Below are 19,302 nucleotides of genomic sequence, written 5' to 3'. Positions count from 1 at the left end.
TTAGATGCGAATACTAGGTATTGATCCGGGCTCTAGAACCACAGGTTATGGTGTTATAGATGTGTCTGGGCGAGAAGTTAAATACGTCGATAGTGGGTGTATACGAACCGGTGGTGGTGCGCTACCTGACAGGTTAAAAAAAATATACCTTGGTGTTCGTGAAATAATGCAGCATTATCAACCCCAAGAAATGGCGGTAGAGCAAGTTTTTATGGGGCGTAATGCCGATTCGGCGTTGAAGTTAGGGCAAGCTAGAGCCTCAGCAATTTGTGCGGTATTTGATCATGATATTAAAGTGTTTGAATACGCAGCACGTCAGATCAAACAAGCACTGGTTGGTAAAGGCAGTGCCGATAAAACACAGGTTCAACACATGGTTAAAATTTTATTAAAGCTACAAGGCGACCCGCAAATGGATGCCAGTGATGCGTTAGCAGTGGCGTTGTGTCATTTCCATACGGATCAAACAAATCAAGCAACTTCGAAGGTGTTTGCATGATTGGTTTTTTACGTGGCACGGTAGACGAAAAGCAAGCGCCACATGTTGTGATAGATGTAAATGGGGTGGGTTACGATGTTGAAACACCTATGTCGAGCTTCTTTAACCTACCAGCATTAGGCGAGACAGTATCTCTCCGGACTCATCTTGTCGTTCGAGAGGATGCCCATGTATTGTATGGTTTTTTAACGGAGCAAGAACGGGCGTTATTTAGAAGCCTGATTAAAGTAAATGGAGTGGGTCCTAAAGTTGCCTTGGGTATTTTATCAGGCGTGAGCGTTAGTGATTTTTGTTTGTGGGTGAGTGATAGCAATGTAGCCGCTCTAGTGAGTTTGCCCGGCATAGGCAAAAAAACGGCGGAACGATTAGTGATTGATATGCGTGATCGTTTGCCAGAGGAAACAGTTACGACCACGCCACAACCGTTGGGCGTGTTGACGCAAAAAACATCAGCTGTTGAAGAAGCGATTAGCGCTTTAGTGGCGTTAGGCTATAAACCGCAAGATGCTGAAAAGCGTGCACGAGCCGTAGCCAGTGATGATGCTAGCAGTGAACAAATTATTCGTTCTGCCTTACAATCAGCCGCAAAGAAATAAAAGTAACCGACATGATAGAAAGCGATCGACTCATTAGTTCTGACAACTTGCTGGATGATGAAGCAATAGACCGAGCTATTAGACCTAAAACCTTAACGGATTATATTGGACAGCCGGCAATCCGTGAGCAGATGGAAATTTTCATGTCAGCTGCTAGGTCACGTTCAGAAGCGCTAGACCATGTACTGATTTTTGGCCCACCGGGCTTAGGTAAAACCACCTTGTCACACATCATCGCCAATGAAATGGGGGTGAACTTACGTCAAACATCTGGCCCTGTGTTGGAAAAGGCCGGTGATTTGGCTGCGCTACTAACTAATCTTGAAGAAGGCGATGTATTATTTATTGATGAAATTCATCGCCTAAGCCCTGTGGTAGAAGAAATCTTGTACCCAGCGATGGAAGATTATCAGCTAGATATTATGATAGGTGAAGGTCCAGCAGCGCGTTCAATTAAGCTGGATTTGCCTCAGTTTACGCTAGTGGGAGCGACTACTAGAGCTGGATTGTTAACCTCCCCATTACGTGATCGGTTTGGTATTACGCAGCGTTTAGAGTTTTATAATGATGCCGATTTATCACACATTGTTCAGCGTTCAATGGATATATTGGCCTTGAGGTCAGACACTGAGGGGGCTAGAGAAATTGCCGTAAGATCACGAGGAACACCGCGCATTGCAAATCGCCTGTTAAGACGTGTTAGAGACTATGCGGATGTCAAAGGTGATGGTGTGATTACGGCGGATATAGCAAATAAAGCGTTGTCGATGTTAGAGGTGGATAAAAGCGGATTTGATAAATTAGATCGCCGCTTATTAAATACCTTAGTGGATACGTTTGATGGTGGTCCAGTGGGTGTAGATAGTTTGGCCGCTGCATTAAGTGAAGAACGAGGCACGGTTGAAGATGTGTTAGAGCCCTACCTTATTCAAAAAGGTTATATTATGCGAACGCCTCGTGGTCGAATGGCAACACGTCATGCCTATGAACACTTGGGCTTAAAGGCACCGAATAAATTAAACATAGATGCAGACGATGCAGTGTCTGAGGCAGAGTAGGGTCAGCTGATCCAATAGCAATATATGATGCACGATAATCATCAATGGCCAATACGTATTTATTACGAAGATACGGATATGCAAGGGATTGTGTATTACGCTAATTACTTGAAATACTTGGAACGAGCACGGACGGAGTTTTTGCGTAGCAATGGCGTTGAACAAGATGTATTGATAAGCGAACAAAATGTCGCATTTGCAGTAAGGGCGGTTCAAATGGATTACTTGAAGCCAGCAAAGTTTAATGATAATTTGCTGGTGCTTACACAAATAGCAACATTAAAACGTGCCTCATTAGTTTTTCAGCAAGCAATTGTGCGGGCAGACAATAATCGTGAAATAATAAACAAAGCCGTTATAAAGGTGGCTTGCCTTGATGCGCAAAGTATGAAAGTCAAAGCCATTCCACAACAAATGATTGAGCAATTAACATGACAAATGATTTATCCATCGTTCACCTGATAACACAAGCGGGGCCCATCGTAAAACTGGTGATGTTGATGTTAGTTGTGGCCTCCGTTATTTCGTGGACCTTTATTTTTGCAAAATACAAAGAATTTCAATCTGCATTTAAGGTAACTAATACATTTGAAAAGCGGTTTTGGTCTGGGATTGATCTTAATGAATTATCGCGCCAAATAGGTTCGGCTCACCATAGCCGATGTGGTATGGAGAGCATTTTTCATATGGGCTTTCAAGAGTATAAGCGTCTGAAAGAACAATCTGGCATGGAGCCGATGCATGTTGTTGAAGGTGCACGCCGTGCAATGCAGGCTCAGTACACACGAGAAATGGATGTGCTAGATAACCATCTACCTTTTTTAGCGACAGTCGGCTCAACAAGTCCATACGTTGGTTTGTTTGGTACGGTATGGGGCATTATGAGCTCATTTCAAGCATTAGGTAATATGAAGCAAGCAACATTGGCCTTAGTGGCACCAGGTATTTCAGAAGCGCTGGTGGCGACGGCAATGGGTTTGTTTGCGGCCATTCCAGCGGTTGTTGCATATAATCGGTTTTCAAACAATGCTGACCGCTTGGCCACACGTTACGAAACATTTATGGACGATTTTACAACCGTGTTGCAACGCCAGGCACATGTCAGCATGAATGAGAAAAGCAGTGGCTCGTAGCACAAAACGTCGGCCGATGGCTGAAATTAATGTGGTGCCTTATATCGACGTTATGTTGGTATTACTGATTATTTTTATGATTACCGCGCCACTTATTCAACAAGGTGTAGAAATTGATTTGCCGCAAGCCGATGCTGAGCAGGTTGACGATGATAATATTCAACCATTAGTCGTAACAGTAGATCAGCAAGGGCAATATTATTTAGACGTAGGTGAAAAGACGGATGAGCCAATTTCAACAGACACCTTACAAATTAAAGTAGCAGCTGTCTTACGTAATAAACCTAAAACGCCGGTGATGATACGGGGTGATAAAGGCGTGCTATATGGTGAAGTGGTACGAGCAATGACTAGCTTGCAAGCTGCAGGAGTACCAAGCATTGGTCTGCTAACGGACCCAAATCAATAACAACAATAACGATGATGGATTTATTTAAAAAATATCCAGTTGCGGTCATATTGTCTGTTGTTTTTCATTTGCTGCTAGTGGCATTCTTTATGTTTAGTGCTGACATTTTTAGTGAGAAAAAAATTAATCCAAAACCAACAGTTAATGTTGTAAAAGCAACCGTTATTGATGAGTCTAAGATTAAAGCCGAGGCGGAAAAGCTTAAAAATATAGAAAACAAAAAGCGTCTACAAGAGCAGGCACGTTTAAATGAGATTAAAAAGAAAAGGTTAGCGGAAGAAAAAAGAATAGCTGATTTGAAAAAACAGCAAGAACTACAAAAACAGAAGCTCGCTAAACAAAAAGCCGACGAAGCCGCCAGACAAGCGAAGTTGAAAGAGAAAAACCTATTAGCAAAGAAAAAAGCTGAAGCCGCAGAAAAAAAGAAACAGGCGGATGAAAAAAAGAAGAGAGAGCGTCTGGCTCGTGAAAAAGCCGAAAAATTAAAAGCAGCAAAAGAGAAAGCAGCAAAAGAGAAAGCAGCAAAAGAGAAAGCAGCAAAAGAGAAAGCAGCAAAAGAGCAGGCTCAAAGAGAGCAAGCATTGCGCGAGTTGGCAGATCAAGAAGAGCAGGAGATTAGAGCGCAAGAAGCCGTTGCGAGCTATACTGATTTGATTAGGCAGAAAGTAGAACGAAACTGGATTCAACCGCCTGGAGATATTGCCGGCTTAGATTGCGTGGTTCGTGTTCGCTTAATTCCAGGTGGGGATGTGATTGATGCGCAGGTGATAAAATCCAGTGGTAACGCACTTTTTGATCGTTCGGTTGAGCGAGCAACAAGAAAAGCCGCGCCTTTACCATTGCCCAATGACCCTAAGATGTTCAATTTTTTTAGAACGCTTGAGTTTTACTTTAGGCCAGGAGATTAATAAAGAATGCAAAAAATGATTAAAACGGTTTTATTTTTAAGTGCTTTTGTAACTTTTTCGGCGATGAGCGAAGCCTTAAGAATTGAAATAACGCAAGGTGTTTCATCTGCCCAGCCGATTGTGATTGTGCCTTTTTCAAGTGAACAAGTCGTCGGAGGTTTGCCGGTTGATATTGCTCAGATAGTTAGTGATGATTTAGCGCGCAGCGGTCGATTTAAACCCCTGCCTCGGACAGATATGTTGAATAAACCATCATCAGCAGAGCAGGTTAATTTTCGTAATTGGCAATCGCTGGGGCAAGACAATTTAGTAATTGGTAGGGTGACACCCACCGCAAATGGCATGTTGACGGTGCAGTTTCAGCTATTTGACGTATATAAAGGCGAGCAATTAACGGGGTTTAGTATTCCTGCTAACACAGCTAATTTACGTGGTGTCGCGCACCGTATCAGTGATTTGATTTACGAAAATTTAACTGGTCAACAAGGTGCCTTTAGTACACGCATGGCATATGTCACATCAATGATGGGGGCTAATGGAAAGCAGGAGTATAAAATTCAAGTCGCGGATGCCGACGGATACGGTGCAAAGACCATTGTTACTTCAACTGAACCGTTAATGTCGCCTTCTTGGTCACCAAGAGGAGATAAAATTTCTTATGTGTCGTATGAGGGACGGCGGTCCTCTATTTATACGCAAACATTACGAACCGGTCAGCGTGAAAAACTGCGCTCGTTCAAAGGGATTAATGGCGCCCCTTCTTGGTCGCCAGACGGCAGCCAATTAGCGTTAACTCTTTCGAAAGATGGCAGCGCTGATATTTATATTTATAATGTGATTACTCGCTCATTTCGTCGTTTAACCAGAAGTTATGCAATTGATACTGAGCCTGATTGGTCACCTGATGGGCGGCACATTATTTTTACCTCTGACCGAGGTGGGAAGCCGCAAATTTATCGCATATCGGCTAGTGGTGGCCAAGCCGCTCGCGTAACATTCGAGGGGTCGTATAATGCCAGAGCCAGTTATTCGCCAGATGGAAAATATATCGTCATGGTACATCGGGTTAATGGCCAGTACCGCATAGCAACGCTGGATTTAAAATCAGGTTTTACCAATATTCTTACTAATGGAAGCTTAGATGAATCACCCAGTTATGCGCCTAATGGTAGTATGATTCTATATTCAACGAATGATGGCTTGAAATCGATATTGGCTGCGGTATCATCTGACGGTAAAGTACGACAAAAACTTCGCCTGCAAGAGGGTGAAGTTAGAGAGCCAGCCTGGTCACCTTTTAAATAGTAAATTGAGGAATAAAATGAAAATGTATAAAAATGTAGTAATGGGTCTTTTGCTTTCAACAGCGTTGGCAGGATGTAGCATGTTTGGTGGCGATGATGTTGCTACGGGAACTAGCGATGGAGTTAATGGTGTATCAACTGGCGGTGCAAGTACTTCGGGCGTAAGTGATGGAAGTAGCTTTTCAGGCCATCCGCTTGATAACCCAGCAAGTCCTTTGTCAACAAAGGTTATTTATTTCGCATTCGATAGCAGTGCAGTAGAACCACAATATGAAGCTGTTTTGGCCGCTCATGGTGCTTATTTAGCCGCTAATGCAGGCGTGTCAGTGATTGTTGAAGGACATGCTGATGAGCGTGGTACACGCGAATACAATGTTGCGCTTAGTGAAAAACGTGCCAAAACAGTACAAAACTTATTGTCACTCCAAGGTGCTGGCGAAAACCAAACAGAAGCAGTAGCACTTGGAGAAGAAAAACCAGTTGCTATCGGGCATGATGAATCGGCTTGGCGTTTAAATCGTCGCGTTGAACTTATTTACCCAGCGCATTGATCAGTAAAAAAATATTAGGGCAGTTTGCTGCTCTTCTAGTTGTCAGTGGGGCTGCTTCGGCAGCCCTACCGCCAGTTGTTGATGGAAGTGGTCGCGTAATAGCATCTCCTGCACAGCAAGCATCAGCTTCAAGTATGCTGGGAATGTATAACCGATTGGAACAATTGCAACGTGAAGTTCAGCAAATGCGTGGTCAGATTGAAGAACAAAATTACCTGATCGAAACATTAAAGAAACGACAGCGTGATTTATATTTGGATATAGATGGTCGAATCGCACAATTAGAATCGGGTAATTCATCAACCTCAATCAAAGCATCATCGGGTTCGCTAGCACAGGCAGCAAATAGTGGTATATCGGCTCAAAGCAGCCCTTCAGCACCTTCGCAAACGAAAGTAAGCGGTGGGCAAGATAAGGTTGCATACGACGAAGCGTTTTCAAGTTTGAAATCAGGCGATTATCAGCAATCAATTGCTGATTTTTCTCAGTTTGTTACCACGTTTCCAACCAGTGTTTATATACCCAATGCTTTGTATTGGTTGGGTGAAGCTAGCTACGTTAGCCGAAACTTTAAGCGCGCACTAGACGAGTTTACTAAAGTTGTTTCGCAATACCCAGCTCACTCAAAAGCTAAAGACGCGATGTTAAAAATAGGCTTTATTCAATATGAGAATAAACAGTGGCAGCAAGCCCGTGAAACACTAGAAAAGGTCATCGCTTCTTATCCTGATACAACGGTTTCAAGCCTTGCACAGAAAAGACTTGAACGTATGCGTCAAGAAAAGCATTAAACAACTTCTTAATTTCTAGTTTTAATCGCTATGCCCAAAGATACTCTTCGGATTACTGAAATTTTCTACTCACTTCAAGGCGAAGGGAAAACAGTAGGCCTGCCGACAACCTTTATTCGTTTAACAGGTTGTCCCTTACGGTGTGGCTATTGTGATACAGAGTATGCTTTTTATGGTGGGGAAACGCGGAGTATTGATGAGATTGTGCAACAAGTGAAGGAACTGGGTGCGCACTATATTAATGTTACTGGTGGCGAACCGTTGGCTCAGAAAAGGGTACATGAGCTGATGAAAACGCTGTGCGATGCTGGTTATCATGTTTCGCTGGAAACCAGCGGTGCCTTAGATGTGTCCGGCGTTGATCCGCGGGTTATTAAAGTGTTAGATGTGAAAACACCGGCATCTGGTGAAATGGCTAAAAATCGCCATGAAAATTACGATTGTTTAACAAAACAAGATCAAGTGAAATATGTCATTTGTGATAGAGACGATTTTCAATGGTCGAAACAACACCTGCAAGAATATGCCTTAAGTGATAAATGTGAGGTACTGTTTTCACCGGTGCAGGGTGAGCTGAAAGCAAGCGACCTTGCTAACTGGGTATTAACTGATAAATTACCAGTCAGATTTCAAATTCAATTACATAAATACCTATGGGGCGATGAGCCCGGTAAGTAGACAGTTATATACGGTTCAGAATGTTAAAAAAAGCAGTTATATTAGTGTCGGGAGGTCTTGATTCGGCTACTGTATTGGCTATTGCCAAGTCGCAAGGCTATGAGTGTTATGCGCTTAGTTTTGACTATGGGCAACGCCATGACTCAGAATTAGAAGCGGCTAGTCGACTCGCCAAAATTTATGATGTGCAAGAGCATAAAATCATTGAATTAGGGATGGGAGAGTTTGGTGGTTCTGCGTTAACAGACGACGAAATAAACGTTCCAACCGAAAAAGCAACGGGAATTCCCGTCACTTACGTGCCAGCTAGAAACACTGTATTTTTGTCAATCGCACTAGGGTGGGCCGAAGTTCTTTCGGCATGGGATATTTTTATAGGTGTTAATGCGGTGGATTATTCAGGTTACCCCGATTGTCGACAGGAGTTTATTAACGCATTTGAAAACTTAGCCAATTTAGCGACTAAGGCAGGTGTGGAAGAAGGTGGCTTTAAAATACATACACCGCTCATTAACCTGAGCAAAGCACAAATAATCCAAAAGGGTGAAGCCTTAAACGTTGATTACAGTGAAACAGTCTCATGTTATCAGGCTAATACTAAAGGTGAAGCATGCGGAGAATGTGAGTCTTGCCGCTTACGTCAACAAGGCTTTGAAAAAGCAAAAGTACAAGACCCGACACGATATCAGCACTAAATATTAATATTAGTCTTAAAAGTAACATTTAAACACTACATTCGACTTGCCTTTTTGCGTCAATCCGGTATCATTCTCGCCTCTTGGAGGGTCGTTAGCTCAGCTGGTAGAGCACCGCACTTTTAATGCGATGGTCGCGCGTTCGAATCGCGCACGACCCACCATCCTAATCAAAAAAAGCCGACATAATCGTCGGTTTTTTTGTGCTCGTAGGTTGGGGACGCTGCTTAAACTCAACACGCCAACCAGACACATTGTGATCCAGTACTCTTTGACTGGATCTCCAGCATTTTAGATTTGATGCGCGGCTTTGTACGAGACCAAAATATTACTGTTTACCGATAGTTCAACTAGGTAGTTTGATAGCACTTTATCTTGGGGTGTTTCTTTTTTTGCTACCGCTGTTATTTTATCTGGGTTTGTAACACTTATATCGAATAGGCCAGATGCTGTGCAGTATTTAACTTAGCTTGATCCTTTGCGTTATTTTTAATTATGATCAGATTTGTTTTTATGGAAGGAGTAGAACTTGCATTGTTATGGACAAAGTATTGGCCAATGCTGGTTATCGCCTTACTTTCACTGATTACAGCACGGTGGTTAGATAAATATCAAATGTATTAAGTAGACCTTATTAAATCGTTATATTCTCTTTACATTAGTGTGGAAATGGATATTTAATTGATTATAAAGGCAAGGAGTCATTATGGAACATAGAGACCCTAGTAAAAGTGTTAACACGTTAGACCGTATTATTCACGCTGCTGAAGGAAAAATAACGGCGGGGATTTCACCAACATCAATGATGTTAGCTTATATCGATTGGGCTATACATTTGGCTAATTCGCCTGGGAAACAAGGCGAGCTGATTAAAAAAGCGATGAAAAAAAATAGCCGCTTTTTGAATTATGTTGTTAAGTGTTTGACTCACCTTGGAAATGATGTGGACAATCAGCGTTGTATAGAACCGTTGCCACAAGATAAGCGCTTTGAATCAGATGCATGGAAGAGATTACCGTTTTCACTTTATGCTCAGTCATTTTTATTGACTCAGCAGTGGTGGCACAACGCGATAACGGGTGTTAATGGTGTTTCTAAGCATCATGAGAATGTTGTTTCGTTTACGACACGCCAGTTGCTGGATGTGATCTCTCCCTCAAATTTTTTGCTGACAAACCCGGATTTATTGAAGGTCACCGAACAAGAAGGGGGGCAAAACTTAGTAAGGGGGATGCAAAACCTCTTGGAAGATTGGGGACGAAGTAGCAGGGGTGAAGGCCCTGTCGGTATAGAAGCATTCAAAATAGGGGGAAACCTAGCCACAACGCCAGGGAAGGTTGTGTATAGCAATCACTTGATTGAATTGATTCAATATAGCCCGACGACTGACAAGGTTTATGCGGAGCCGATTCTTTTTGTGCCAGCTTGGATTATGAAGTACTACATCATGGATTTATCTGAACATAATTCAATGGTTAAGTTCTTGGTCGATAATGGGTATACGGTTTTTATGATTTCTTGGAAGAACCCAACAGAGGAAGATCGTGATTTAACACTAGAAAATTATATAGACTTGGGTGTAGGGCATGCATTAGAGCAAGTTTCATCAATTATACCGAATAAAAAAATTCATACAGTTGGTTATTGTTTAGGAGGGACCTTATTAACATTGGTTGCCGCAGCATTGGCTAAAGAAGATAACAGTATCATTGGTTCAATTACGTTATTTGCTGCACAGACTGATTTCTCTGAGGCTGGAGAGTTAATGCTTTTTATTGACCACAGTCAGGTTGCTTACTTAGAGGATATGATGTGGGAACAAGGTTACCTAGATACAAAACAGATGAAGGGAGCATTCCAGTTATTGCGCTCCAATGATTTAATCTGGTCAAGGGTATTACATGATTATTTGTTGGGGCAACGCGCACCAATGAATGACTTAATGGCTTGGAATAGCGATGCAACAAGAATGCCTTACAAAATGCACTCTGAGTATCTTGAACAGCTTTTCATGAATAATGATTTTTCAGAACATCGTTACAAGGTCCATGGTAAACCTGTTTCTTTAGGGGATATTGATTGTCCGCTCTTTGTTGTAGGAGCGGAGAAGGATCATGTGGCACCATGGAAATCAGTCTACAAAATCAAACACTTAACGCGTACAGAGGTGATCTTTTTACTGACTAGTGGTGGACATAATGCAGGGATCATTAGTGAGCCTGGTCACCCAAACCGTCATTACCGTGTTTCATTAAAGAAAAAAAGTGATAAGTACCTTTCACCTGATAAATGGTTGGAGTCAACAGGTGTTAAAGAAGGTTCATGGTGGTTGGAATGGGAGCGCTGGTTGGTCAGTAAAAATGAGGCGGAAAAGGTCGCACCACCAAAAATGGGTATAAAGGGTAGCGTGGCTAAAAGCTTGATAGATGCTCCAGGACATTATGTTTTAGAACATTAAGTGTTTGATCAGATCAAATAAAAATACTCACTAGGCTTGAAGAGAACTTAAGGTCAAACAAAGATTGTTATGTAGATGGGCTGGCTATTAACACGGAGGTGTTGGAAGCAGAGAACTTGCGGATACTAAGTGTATATCATCATTTAAGTGAAGCTAAAACAATATTAAAAGCCGATGTTAGTAAAGTTAATGTAGCTTTATATACGATAACTGCCAAAGAGGTGGTTTCGAGGTTATTGGCGCGGTTGGTGGGGTGGTTTTTCTCATCTTACCTTTATTTGCATTTTTTAATGCGGGTGATATATCTCTAAACCAAAGGCTGGCTCAGTAACTGTTGGCATCATGCTGGGTTTGTTTTTAGGTAAGCAATTAGTTTTTTTTGGTTTTAGTTGGTTAGCCATTAAGTTAAAATTAGAGGCACTATCTAGTGGAAGTAATTGGATGCAATTATATGGAGTCTCTATTCTGACTGGTATAGGTTTCATGATGAGCTTGTTTATTGTCTCTCTAACCTCCACCGATGCCAGCTTGTTTCAATATACTGATAAACTAGCTATCTTGTTGGGTTCCTTTGCATCGGGAGTTTTTGGTTACTGGATCCTTAATTGTTGCAGAAAACAGTCTACTTAGAAGGGTAGAGATATGTCATCGGGTTATCTTGAAGATTTAATTATTCTACTGGTGGCTGCCGTAGCGGTGGTGCCGATATGCCAAACGTTAAAACTGGGTGCTGTTCCTGGCTTTTTGATTGCAGGTTTAGCTGTTGGTCCATCAGGCCTAGGGCTCATTCATAATCTATCTGAAATCCGTCACTTTGCTGAAATAGGCATAGCTTTTCTTTTATTTGTGATTGGGATTGAGCTTAAGCCGTCGCGACTCTGGCAGATGAAACGAATGGTTTTTGGTTTAGGTACGCTCCAAGTGCTGATAACAGGCTTGGTCCTTGTTGCAGTGAGTTACTATGTTTTTGAAGTTCCATTACAAGCAGCAGCTATTATTGGTCCGGCATTAGCGCTGTCATCAACAGCTTTTGTTTTGCAACTTTTAAGTGAACAACGTTTGTTGAAATCAACATACGGTAGAACATCATTTTCGATTCTCCTTCTTCAGGATTTGGCCGTTGTGCCGTTACTGGCATTGGTCAGTCTTTTAGGCGCGTCAGAAATAAGTATGGGGGATGATATTGGTTTAGCGCTGGCAGAGTCTGTATTTACTCTGTTGATGGTGATTTTATTTGGACGCTATTTTTTACACCCTGTTCTTCATCGGATTGCGTTAACAAAAATTCCAGAAGTGTTTACGGCGTCAGCTATATTGGTTGTTCTTGGTGTGTCGTTGATTGCCGAGAAGGTTGGCTTATCAATGGCGATGGGCGCGTTTATAGTTGGTATGCTGATGTCTGATTCATCCTATAAACATCAGGTTATTTCTGAAATTAAACCGTTTAGAGGGCTGCTATTGGGGTTGTTTTTTATGACAATGGGGATGTCATTAAACCTTGGCTTGCTGATTGATCAGCCGTTGCTTTCAATGGGGCTAGTTGCGTTATTGATTGGTATCAAAATACTGATTTTATTCCCATTAACTTATATGTTTGGTTTAAGTAAGGGGAAAAGCTTAGCGGTTTCATTGGTTTTGGCTCAAAGTGGTGAATTTGCATTGGTGCTGTTTTCCTTATCACTAGACTCAGGCATTTTAGCGCCGGCCCTTCATCAACAACTGTTATTAGTGATCTTAATTAGTTTATTAGTCACGCCAATATTGGCCGAATGTGCAAGAAAGGTGGTGACGAAGAAGAAATTGATAGGAATAAACCCTTCCGAAGTGCCTAAATCATCGCCAATAATACTAGCGGGTTTTGGTCGTGTTGGGCATCGGATAGGAGATATTCTAAAGTTAGCGGGAAAGCCCTTTGTTGCTATTGATATCGACCCTAATATTGTTCGAAAATCTCAAGCGAATAACCTTCCTGTCTATTATGGAGATGTTTGTAATAAAGGATTGCTTGATTCAGTTGGTGTCGGAGATTCGCGCATAGTCATTGTGACGGTTAATGATATGGAAACATCAAAATTAATTGTTGGGTCTTTACGGCAAACTTACCCAGATTTAGCGATTTACGTTAGGGGTGGCAATTCATTAGAGTGTACCCAGTTATTAGAAGTAGGGGCCTCAGCAGCTGTATCAGACACCATAGAAGCGAGCATTGAATTGGCTGGGATGGGGTTAACTTCCTTAAAGGTAGCGGAAAAAGAAAAGAAAAGTATTCTGACCAACTACGCTAAACATTATTATGAGCAAATAAAACTAGCGAAGAAAAACTAGCTTGGTTTGTTTAGATTCAACAGCGCTATCAATCACCTAAAATAAAACTTTTGTGAGAATAAAAAAGTTTTATTTTCAGTAGCGGTACTTCTATGGTTTATTTTTTTTAGTTTAGTTATTTACGGGACGTATTTTTTTGTTGGTACATTAATGAGTCGGCTTGGTTTAATAAAGACTCTATTGATGGGGTTTGTTCTAGATCAATGGGGATAATACCTTCACTGAATTCAATGTTATAACCACGATTGGCTGTTTTATTGTATAGCCTTAGAGCACGACGAAAACGGGCCATTGTTTTTTCGGCAGGTTGAGCGAGGGTGTCAGTTAATAAAATAGCGAATTCATCACCTCCTATCCGTGCAAACACGTCAGACTTCCTGAATGATTTTTTCATTAATTCAGCAAAGGCAATTAGCGCAGTGTCTCCTTCAGCATGTCCAAATGTATCATTAATGGGTTTAAAACTATTGAGGTCTAGAAAAGCAATCGAAACAGGAATATTTTGGCGGGTGCATATTGTTAGACTATGTTCAGCTAATTTAATAAAGCCTCTTCGGTTAGATATTTTTGTGAGTTCATCAAGCGTTGCTAGTTCGATAGCCATCAGTTCGCGTGATGCAAGGTCAGCAAGATCATTCAAGATATCTAAGTCTTCTTGACTAATATCTCTGGGCTCTTGATCAATAATACATAACGTGCCCAACATACTGCCGTCTAAGTGCCTTAGTGGGCAACCAGCATAGAAACGAATGCACGGGTCATTTAGCACGAGTGGGTTATCTGCAAAACGTGGGTCAACCAGTGTGTCAGGGACGATGAAAATGTCATTACCCAAAATAGTATGCCCACAAAACGAAATATCTCGGGGTGTTTCACAGACACTAAGGCCAACACAAGATTTGAACCATTGACGGTTTTCATCTACAAGGCTGACCAGAGCAATGGGAACATTAAACATGCGTTTAGCTAGGCGTGTTAAACGGTCAAACCGCTCTTCTGGCGGCGTGTCTAAGACATTGAGTGAATGAAGTGCTTTGAGACGGCTTTGCTCATTATCCGGAATGATTGGTTTTTCCATTAAACCCTCTTTAGTTTAAGGTATCTTTATAGAGTATAGGTGTTAGTGTCTACTTTACTAGACCATTTTTTAGGATTTGTTCAAACTTTTTAACGGGCACAGGTTTAGAGTAAAGGTAGCCTTGACCATAGTCACAGCCCATTTCACTTAATAAGTCTTGTTGTGCTAATGTTTCAATACCTTCTGCGACAACTTCTATACCGAGGGCGTGAGCCATAACAATAATGGCATTACATAACTCACGTTTGTCACTGTTTTCAACAATTTCTTGGGTAAAGGATTTGTCTATTTTTAAGAAGTCAAAGCCAAATTTATTTAAATAGGACAGTGATGAGTAACCGGTTCCAAAGTCATCTAGGGACAGTTTTACGCCGTTATGCTGCATTTGTTTAAATTGCAACATTATGTTTGGGTCTTCTTGGAGTAATAGACTTTCGGTGATTTCAACGACTAAGCCAGGTTCTGGGTAGTTTGATGCTCGACTTAAGGTGTCCATCCAATCGGCGTGTTGACTGAGTGATTTAAACTGCACAGGCGATTTGTTAATACTCACTTGGAAGTCAGCTTGAAAATGTTGACGCCAATGCTTTAGTTGGGCTAACGCCTGTTGAAACACCCAATCGCCAATATCTATGATTAGGCCAGACTCTTCTGCAATAGGGATAAACTGTAGCGGACTAATAATGTCTCTTTGTGGGTGATTCCAGCGTAATAAGGCTTCTGCTTTTATAACAGTGTTAGTTCTTAGCGAGATAATGGGCTGATAATAGAGTTCTAACTGATTTGACGGTAATGCGGTACGTAGGTCATTTAAAATAGAGGCCCGATAATTTGCATTTTCTTGCATGGTTTTGGTGAAGTAACAAAAACGACCTTTCCCCTGAGCTTTTGCGTAATACATTGCTTGGTCTGCATGCCTTAATAAATCAACGATGCTGTCTCCATCATCAGGGTAAAAGGCAATGCCTATGCTAGCGGACACATAAGCAATTTCTGTATCGAGCTTAAACGGCCGGCTTAATGATTCAATAATAGCATTAGCGACGCGCTCTACACTGTGCGGGTTGTTTAAGTCCGTCATAACGATGGTAAACTCATCGCCGCCTAGTCTAGCGAGCAAGTCGGTTTCGCGGACACACTCAGAAATACGTTTTGCCGCGTCAATCAATAATAAATCACCGAGATCATGTCCTAATGAGTCATTAACTTCTTTAAAATGATCTAAATCTGCAAAAAGTACGGCAAACGGAATTTTAGTTCGATGATATTTGGTTATTTCTTCACTAATGCGTGTTTTTAACAGATTGCGGTTTGGCAATTTTGTTAGGCTGTCATGATTGGCCTGTTTAATAAGCAGCTCATCCATTTTTTTCTTTTCGGTAATGTCTGAAAATAATGCCGCACGCTGAAGTACCTCGCCGTTATCATCGTAAATAGTTGTTATTGTTAGCCATTCTGTGTAATGTTCGCCATTTTTCCGTTTATGCCAGACTTCCCCTTGCCATTGGCCAGTATCAGCCAATGATTTCCACATCTTGTCGTAAAATTTTTCATCGTGCCGACCTGATCTTAAAATATGAGGGGTTTTACCAATTACTTCTTCAACAGAGTATCCCGTCACGGTAGTAAAAGAGGGGTTAGCGGTAATAATTTTATAGTCTTTATCAATTAACAACATGGCTTCAACAGAATGTTGGAAAATGGCATTGGCTAGGTTTAGTTGTTTATTAGCTTCGTATCGTTGAATAGCGATTTCAATTAATTTGACATAAAAAGAAAATAACTCAATATTTAGAGTCGTCATAGGCATTGCTTTGTCGCGAAAATGTATAGCAATAACGCAAGTGTCGTCTGATGATGAGAGGTCGATGGGTTCTAACCAGCAGGCATTAAACCCTGTTTCGGACATTATTTTATAGTCAGTTGGCTGCTGGCTACTGGTGGGAGTACGCTCTATGATTTTTCGGCCTTGCTGTATTGCTTGCTTATATAAGCAGTTGCTGGACTCTGTAAAGCTTTGGCTAATAGCTTGTTGGTAACTATCTGGCATTGAAGGGGCCGCTATTAGAGATAATTGGTTCTGAGCGTCAGCTAATAAAATGCTACATCGGGTATGCGGTATTTCATGTTCTAATCCGGTAGCAATTTTTTCTAGTACGGTAGCTAGGTTACGAGAGTCTAATAATTGCCTAAGCACTTCTTTGTGGAGCTGCTCTTGTTGCTCTTTTCGTTTACGCTGGCTTATGTCATGAACGGTAGCCTGGATCAGTAACTGGTTATCTATTACCATCGAGCTGAGTTCTACGGATGCAGGAAATAGCTCGCCATTAAGTTTTTTTAAGTTCCATTCGAAAGACTGTTTTTGTTCCCTAAGAGCCAAAGTAATATATCGTGCGGCAGTTAAGGTTGATTTAGAGCCGTTTGGTTGAGTGGTGGCAGACCAATCGGTTATCTTGGTACCAATAAATTGGTCTCGATGATGGCAGCCAAGCAGTTTTAAACAAGTTGTATTGCAATCAATGAGTTTTTCACTATCACAGATGATGATTGCGGATTGAGCTGTTTCAAATAAAGCTTTGTATTTAATCTCAGACGCTTTAAGGTCTATGGCCTGAATTGCAAGCTTGGTTGAGAGACTTTGGTTGTATTGCTTCGTTAAATTAGTTTCATTTGTATGTGAAACAGGGGCATCTATTGGAGTTTTTTTCTCAACGGGCGAAAGTATATTTTTAATTTGAATGATAAATTGCTCAGGGTCTGTTGGTTTGGCGATGAATAAATCGGCGCCAACTTCTTTTGCTAAAGCTTCATCAACATCTTCAGTAAAGGTTGCTGAATAAAAAACAAAAGGAATCTTTTGATAGCGTTCATCAGACTTAGTAGACAGGCAAAAGCGGTACCCGTCCATTTCTGGCATTAAGATATCGCTGATAATCAGGTCAAATTTTTGTTTAGCCAATTTATCCATCGCATCTTGACCATTTTCTGCGCCAACGGTTTGGTAGCCATGCCCTTTTAAAAGGGTCATCAGCATCAACCGATCATCTTCGATATCTTCTGCAATTAAAATGGTGTTTATAGCTAACATGACGCTAATGCTTGGTGGATTTGATCGATGATAGTGTCTGGGTTAATGGGTTTTTCGATATAACCAGAACACCCTGCTTTGAGGGCTTTATCCTTATCGCCATCTAGAGCATAAGAGGTTAATGCAACGACGGGAATGTGGCGATGGGGTGTGGATTGTTTAATTTGTTGTGTCGCTTCTAAGCCACTCATATCAGGTAGCTGTATATCCATTAAGATTAAGTCAGGTTGCTCATCCAGCGCTTTGTTAACCGCCTGTGTACCATTAACAGCTTCAATGGTTAGAAAGGCATTGTTTTTTAGGATGTAGGTAATAAGGTAACGGTTATCAGGATTATCATCGACAATTAAAATAGTTTTCATTTGCTGGCTCCTCCAATGGGTAGTGTTAAAGAGAAGTTGCTACCTTTATTAGGTTCGCTGGTCATGGTTATTTGTCCACCAAGTTTGTTAGCTAATCGTTGTGAAAGATAAAGCCCTAAGCCAGTGCCTTTACCTCGTGGATTGTTGGCTTGAGTTGGGTTGAGTTTGCTAAACGGTAAAAAAAGTTTGTTGGCATTATCGTCGCTGATTCCGATGCCAGTGTCAGAGAAAGTCACGGTAAAAAACGATTCTCTTTGAGTGAGTGAGATGATGATTTCTCCCTCATTGGAGAATTTAATGGCGTTATCCAGTAGGTTAATTAGGATTTGTTTAATACGGCGCTTATCACTAAAACAAGAAAAGCTTTCAGGTAGGTTTGATCGAATAGTTAACTGCTTGTCTAAACAGGCTTTTGAGAGTATTTGGATAACGTCTTTTATTAACTCGATTAGATCAAAATTATGGTTAGTAATTGACACAACACCTGACTCTATTTTACTGACATCTATCACATCATTAATCAGGGTTAATAAGTGAGACGCGCTCTTTTTGACAATGCCGAGTTGTTTAGCTTGTTCATCGGTGATCTCGCCGCTCATGCCTTGCAACATAATGCCGGTGAAACCAATGATTGAGTTTAAGGGGGTTCTTAGCTCATGACTCATAGAGGCAATGAACATGCTTTTTATTTGGTCCATTTCCAGTAGTTTTTGATTGGCGCTGAGCAGGTCTTTGGTTCGTGATGCAACACGGCGTTCTAAATCAGCGTTCAGTAATTCAATATGCTGTTTAAGTTGTAATTGCTTGGCCATTTCTTCTTCTAACTCGGTGTTTTTTTGTTCGAGTTCAAGCAGTTTATCTTCTAGTTTATGGACTAATCGGCTGCTGTATTGCCGTAAATACTGCTGTTCAGATTCTATCAGCGGGCTTTTAGCATCGGGTGTGATGTTGTTCTTTTCAACTTTAAACGGTTTGGCTAACTCTTCTTTGATGATGTTTAATAAGTCTTGTGTTTTTTGAGGTTTGATGAGAAAGCGATTTGCGCCAAGTTTTAATCCAAACTCTTTATCTTTTTCATCGGTATACGTGGCCGTATAGAAAATGAAGGGGATGGAGCAAAAACGATCATTTTGCTGAACTTGTCTGCAAAACTCGTAACCGTCCATAATGGGCATTAAAATATCGCTGATAATTAAATCAATATGGTTAGACGTAGTGAGTTGTGCTAAGGCATCTTCACCATTGACAGCGCTGAGGACCTTATACCCCTCTCGTTGTAAAATGCGTGACAATAACTCCAAGTTTTCTGAGAGATCATCGACGACTAGAATAGTTTGCATGGTCATACTCTTAAGCCTTATGGCTGAGT

The 19,302-nt window shown here is 41.3% G+C and carries 19 protein-coding genes and 1 tRNA gene; 16 read left to right on the top strand and 4 right to left on the bottom strand.

Translation table 11 applies throughout. The annotated features are described in order from the left end of the window. Positions 1-4: 4 nt before the first annotated feature. The 16 genes from ruvC to CPC19_RS10655 all read left to right on the top strand — a co-directional run bounded on the left by ruvC (position 5) and on the right by CPC19_RS10655 (position 13,405). The gene (ruvC, locus tag CPC19_RS10730) at positions 5-499 is read left to right on the top strand and encodes a crossover junction endodeoxyribonuclease RuvC (protein WP_015005279.1); all 495 of its coding nucleotides are present in this window, start codon (positions 5-7) and stop codon (positions 497-499) included. Beyond that, complete coding sequence (ruvA, locus tag CPC19_RS10725; RefSeq protein WP_016389863.1) at positions 496-1,095, top strand: Holliday junction branch migration protein RuvA; 600 nt, start codon at positions 496-498, stop codon at positions 1,093-1,095. The genes ruvC and ruvA overlap by 4 nt, the downstream gene beginning before the upstream one ends. 11 nt (positions 1,096-1,106) lie before the next feature. After that, positions 1,107-2,153, top strand: coding sequence for a Holliday junction branch migration DNA helicase RuvB (gene ruvB, locus CPC19_RS10720; RefSeq protein ID WP_016389862.1), 1,047 nt, complete (start codon positions 1,107-1,109; stop codon positions 2,151-2,153). 24 nt (positions 2,154-2,177) lie between these two features. Then, on the top strand, positions 2,178-2,588 hold the full coding sequence (gene ybgC, locus CPC19_RS10715) for a tol-pal system-associated acyl-CoA thioesterase (RefSeq protein WP_015005282.1): 411 nt from the start codon (positions 2,178-2,180) through the stop codon (positions 2,586-2,588). After that, positions 2,585-3,286: a protein TolQ gene (gene tolQ / locus CPC19_RS10710; RefSeq protein ID WP_016389860.1), complete on the top strand. Its 702-nt coding sequence runs from the start codon at positions 2,585-2,587 to the stop codon at positions 3,284-3,286. Before ybgC ends, tolQ begins: the two co-directional genes overlap by 4 nt. Then, positions 3,264-3,695: a protein TolR gene (gene tolR / locus CPC19_RS10705; protein ID WP_016389859.1), complete on the top strand. Its 432-nt coding sequence runs from the start codon at positions 3,264-3,266 to the stop codon at positions 3,693-3,695. The genes tolQ and tolR overlap by 23 nt, the downstream gene beginning before the upstream one ends. Positions 3,696-3,706: 11 nt before the next feature. Next, a complete protein-coding gene (gene tolA, locus CPC19_RS10700; protein ID WP_016389858.1) occupies positions 3,707-4,603 on the top strand; it encodes a cell envelope integrity protein TolA in 897 nt (298 codons plus the stop codon). A gap of 6 nt (positions 4,604-4,609) precedes the next feature. Further along, positions 4,610-5,908, top strand: a complete 1,299-nt coding sequence (gene tolB, locus CPC19_RS10695) for a Tol-Pal system beta propeller repeat protein TolB (RefSeq protein WP_016389857.1) — start codon at positions 4,610-4,612, stop codon at positions 5,906-5,908. A gap of 16 nt (positions 5,909-5,924) precedes the next feature. After that, complete coding sequence (locus CPC19_RS10690; RefSeq protein ID WP_016389856.1) at positions 5,925-6,458, top strand: OmpA family protein; 534 nt, start codon at positions 5,925-5,927, stop codon at positions 6,456-6,458. Beyond that, a complete protein-coding gene (ybgF, locus tag CPC19_RS10685) occupies positions 6,455-7,249 on the top strand; it encodes a tol-pal system protein YbgF (protein WP_016389855.1) in 795 nt (264 codons plus the stop codon). Before CPC19_RS10690 ends, ybgF begins: the two co-directional genes overlap by 4 nt. Before the next feature lie 30 nt (positions 7,250-7,279). Then, on the top strand, positions 7,280-7,927 hold the full coding sequence (queE, locus tag CPC19_RS10680) for a 7-carboxy-7-deazaguanine synthase QueE (RefSeq protein ID WP_016389854.1): 648 nt from the start codon (positions 7,280-7,282) through the stop codon (positions 7,925-7,927). 20 nt (positions 7,928-7,947) lie between these two features. Further along, positions 7,948-8,622: a 7-cyano-7-deazaguanine synthase QueC gene (gene queC / locus CPC19_RS10675; RefSeq protein ID WP_015005290.1), complete on the top strand. Its 675-nt coding sequence runs from the start codon at positions 7,948-7,950 to the stop codon at positions 8,620-8,622. An 88-nt stretch (positions 8,623-8,710) separates the two neighbouring features. Then, positions 8,711-8,786 (top strand) — tRNA-Lys (locus CPC19_RS10670). A gap of 542 nt (positions 8,787-9,328) precedes the next feature. Beyond that, positions 9,329-11,080: an alpha/beta hydrolase gene (locus CPC19_RS10665; RefSeq protein ID WP_016389852.1), complete on the top strand. Its 1,752-nt coding sequence runs from the start codon at positions 9,329-9,331 to the stop codon at positions 11,078-11,080. 342 nt (positions 11,081-11,422) lie between these two features. Continuing rightward, positions 11,423-11,710: a Na+/H+ antiporter NhaA gene (locus CPC19_RS12090; RefSeq protein WP_016389851.1), complete on the top strand. Its 288-nt coding sequence runs from the start codon at positions 11,423-11,425 to the stop codon at positions 11,708-11,710. A gap of 12 nt (positions 11,711-11,722) precedes the next feature. Then, positions 11,723-13,405: a monovalent cation:proton antiporter-2 (CPA2) family protein gene (locus tag CPC19_RS10655; RefSeq protein ID WP_016389849.1), complete on the top strand. Its 1,683-nt coding sequence runs from the start codon at positions 11,723-11,725 to the stop codon at positions 13,403-13,405. A gap of 115 nt (positions 13,406-13,520) precedes the next feature. On the opposite strand, the gene CPC19_RS10650 is transcribed toward CPC19_RS10655, so the two are convergent. Genes CPC19_RS10650 through CPC19_RS10635 form a run of 4 tightly spaced genes read right to left on the bottom strand, consistent with a single transcriptional unit; the run spans position 13,521 to position 19,279 of the window. Then, on the bottom strand, positions 13,521-14,483 hold the full coding sequence (locus tag CPC19_RS10650; RefSeq protein ID WP_016389848.1) for a sensor domain-containing diguanylate cyclase: 963 nt from the start codon (positions 14,481-14,483) through the stop codon (positions 13,521-13,523). Positions 14,484-14,532: 49 nt separating this feature from the next. Beyond that, positions 14,533-17,571 (bottom strand): EAL domain-containing protein, encoded by a 3,039-nt coding sequence (locus CPC19_RS10645; protein ID WP_016389847.1) that lies wholly within the window; start codon positions 17,569-17,571, stop codon positions 14,533-14,535. Beyond that, complete coding sequence (locus CPC19_RS10640) at positions 17,565-17,933, bottom strand: response regulator (protein ID WP_015005294.1); 369 nt, start codon at positions 17,931-17,933, stop codon at positions 17,565-17,567. The genes CPC19_RS10645 and CPC19_RS10640 overlap by 7 nt, the downstream gene beginning before the upstream one ends. Beyond that, positions 17,930-19,279, bottom strand: a complete 1,350-nt coding sequence (locus CPC19_RS10635; protein ID WP_016389846.1) for an ATP-binding protein — start codon at positions 19,277-19,279, stop codon at positions 17,930-17,932. The genes CPC19_RS10640 and CPC19_RS10635 overlap by 4 nt, the downstream gene beginning before the upstream one ends. Between the last annotated feature and the right edge of the window lie 23 nt (positions 19,280-19,302).

Origin of the sequence: Cycloclasticus sp. PY97N (assembly GCF_002443175.1) — a bacterium.
Taxonomy (GTDB): Bacteria; Pseudomonadota; Gammaproteobacteria; order Methylococcales; family Cycloclasticaceae; genus Cycloclasticus; species Cycloclasticus pugetii.
The sequence above is the reverse complement of the archived record's forward strand: the minus strand, read 5'-3'. Positions and strand labels throughout refer to the sequence as shown.

Bases quoted from the DNA above. Each gene is read 5' to 3' on its own strand.
- ruvC (WP_015005279.1), top strand. From the start codon at position 5: ATGCGAATACTAGGTATTGATCCGGGCTCTAGAACCACAGGTTATGGT.
- ruvA (WP_016389863.1), top strand. From the start codon at position 496: ATGATTGGTTTTTTACGTGGCACGGTAGACGAAAAGCAAGCGCCACAT.
- ruvB (WP_016389862.1), top strand. From the start codon at position 1,107: ATGATAGAAAGCGATCGACTCATTAGTTCTGACAACTTGCTGGATGAT.
- ybgC (WP_015005282.1), top strand. From the start codon at position 2,178: ATGATGCACGATAATCATCAATGGCCAATACGTATTTATTACGAAGAT.
- tolQ (WP_016389860.1), top strand. From the start codon at position 2,585: ATGACAAATGATTTATCCATCGTTCACCTGATAACACAAGCGGGGCCC.
- tolR (WP_016389859.1), top strand. From the start codon at position 3,264: ATGAGAAAAGCAGTGGCTCGTAGCACAAAACGTCGGCCGATGGCTGAA.
- tolA (WP_016389858.1), top strand. From the start codon at position 3,707: ATGATGGATTTATTTAAAAAATATCCAGTTGCGGTCATATTGTCTGTT.
- tolB (WP_016389857.1), top strand. From the start codon at position 4,610: ATGCAAAAAATGATTAAAACGGTTTTATTTTTAAGTGCTTTTGTAACT.
- CPC19_RS10690 (WP_016389856.1), top strand. From the start codon at position 5,925: ATGAAAATGTATAAAAATGTAGTAATGGGTCTTTTGCTTTCAACAGCG.
- queE (WP_016389854.1), top strand. From the start codon at position 7,280: ATGCCCAAAGATACTCTTCGGATTACTGAAATTTTCTACTCACTTCAA.
- queC (WP_015005290.1), top strand. From the start codon at position 7,948: ATGTTAAAAAAAGCAGTTATATTAGTGTCGGGAGGTCTTGATTCGGCT.
- CPC19_RS10665 (WP_016389852.1), top strand. From the start codon at position 9,329: ATGGAACATAGAGACCCTAGTAAAAGTGTTAACACGTTAGACCGTATT.
- CPC19_RS12090 (WP_016389851.1), top strand. From the start codon at position 11,423: ATGCTGGGTTTGTTTTTAGGTAAGCAATTAGTTTTTTTTGGTTTTAGT.
- CPC19_RS10655 (WP_016389849.1), top strand. From the start codon at position 11,723: ATGTCATCGGGTTATCTTGAAGATTTAATTATTCTACTGGTGGCTGCC.
- CPC19_RS10650 (WP_016389848.1), bottom strand. From the start codon at position 14,483: ATGGAAAAACCAATCATTCCGGATAATGAGCAAAGCCGTCTCAAAGCA.
- CPC19_RS10645 (WP_016389847.1), bottom strand. From the start codon at position 17,571: ATGTTAGCTATAAACACCATTTTAATTGCAGAAGATATCGAAGATGAT.
- CPC19_RS10640 (WP_015005294.1), bottom strand. From the start codon at position 17,933: ATGAAAACTATTTTAATTGTCGATGATAATCCTGATAACCGTTACCTT.
- CPC19_RS10635 (WP_016389846.1), bottom strand. From the start codon at position 19,279: ATGACCATGCAAACTATTCTAGTCGTCGATGATCTCTCAGAAAACTTG.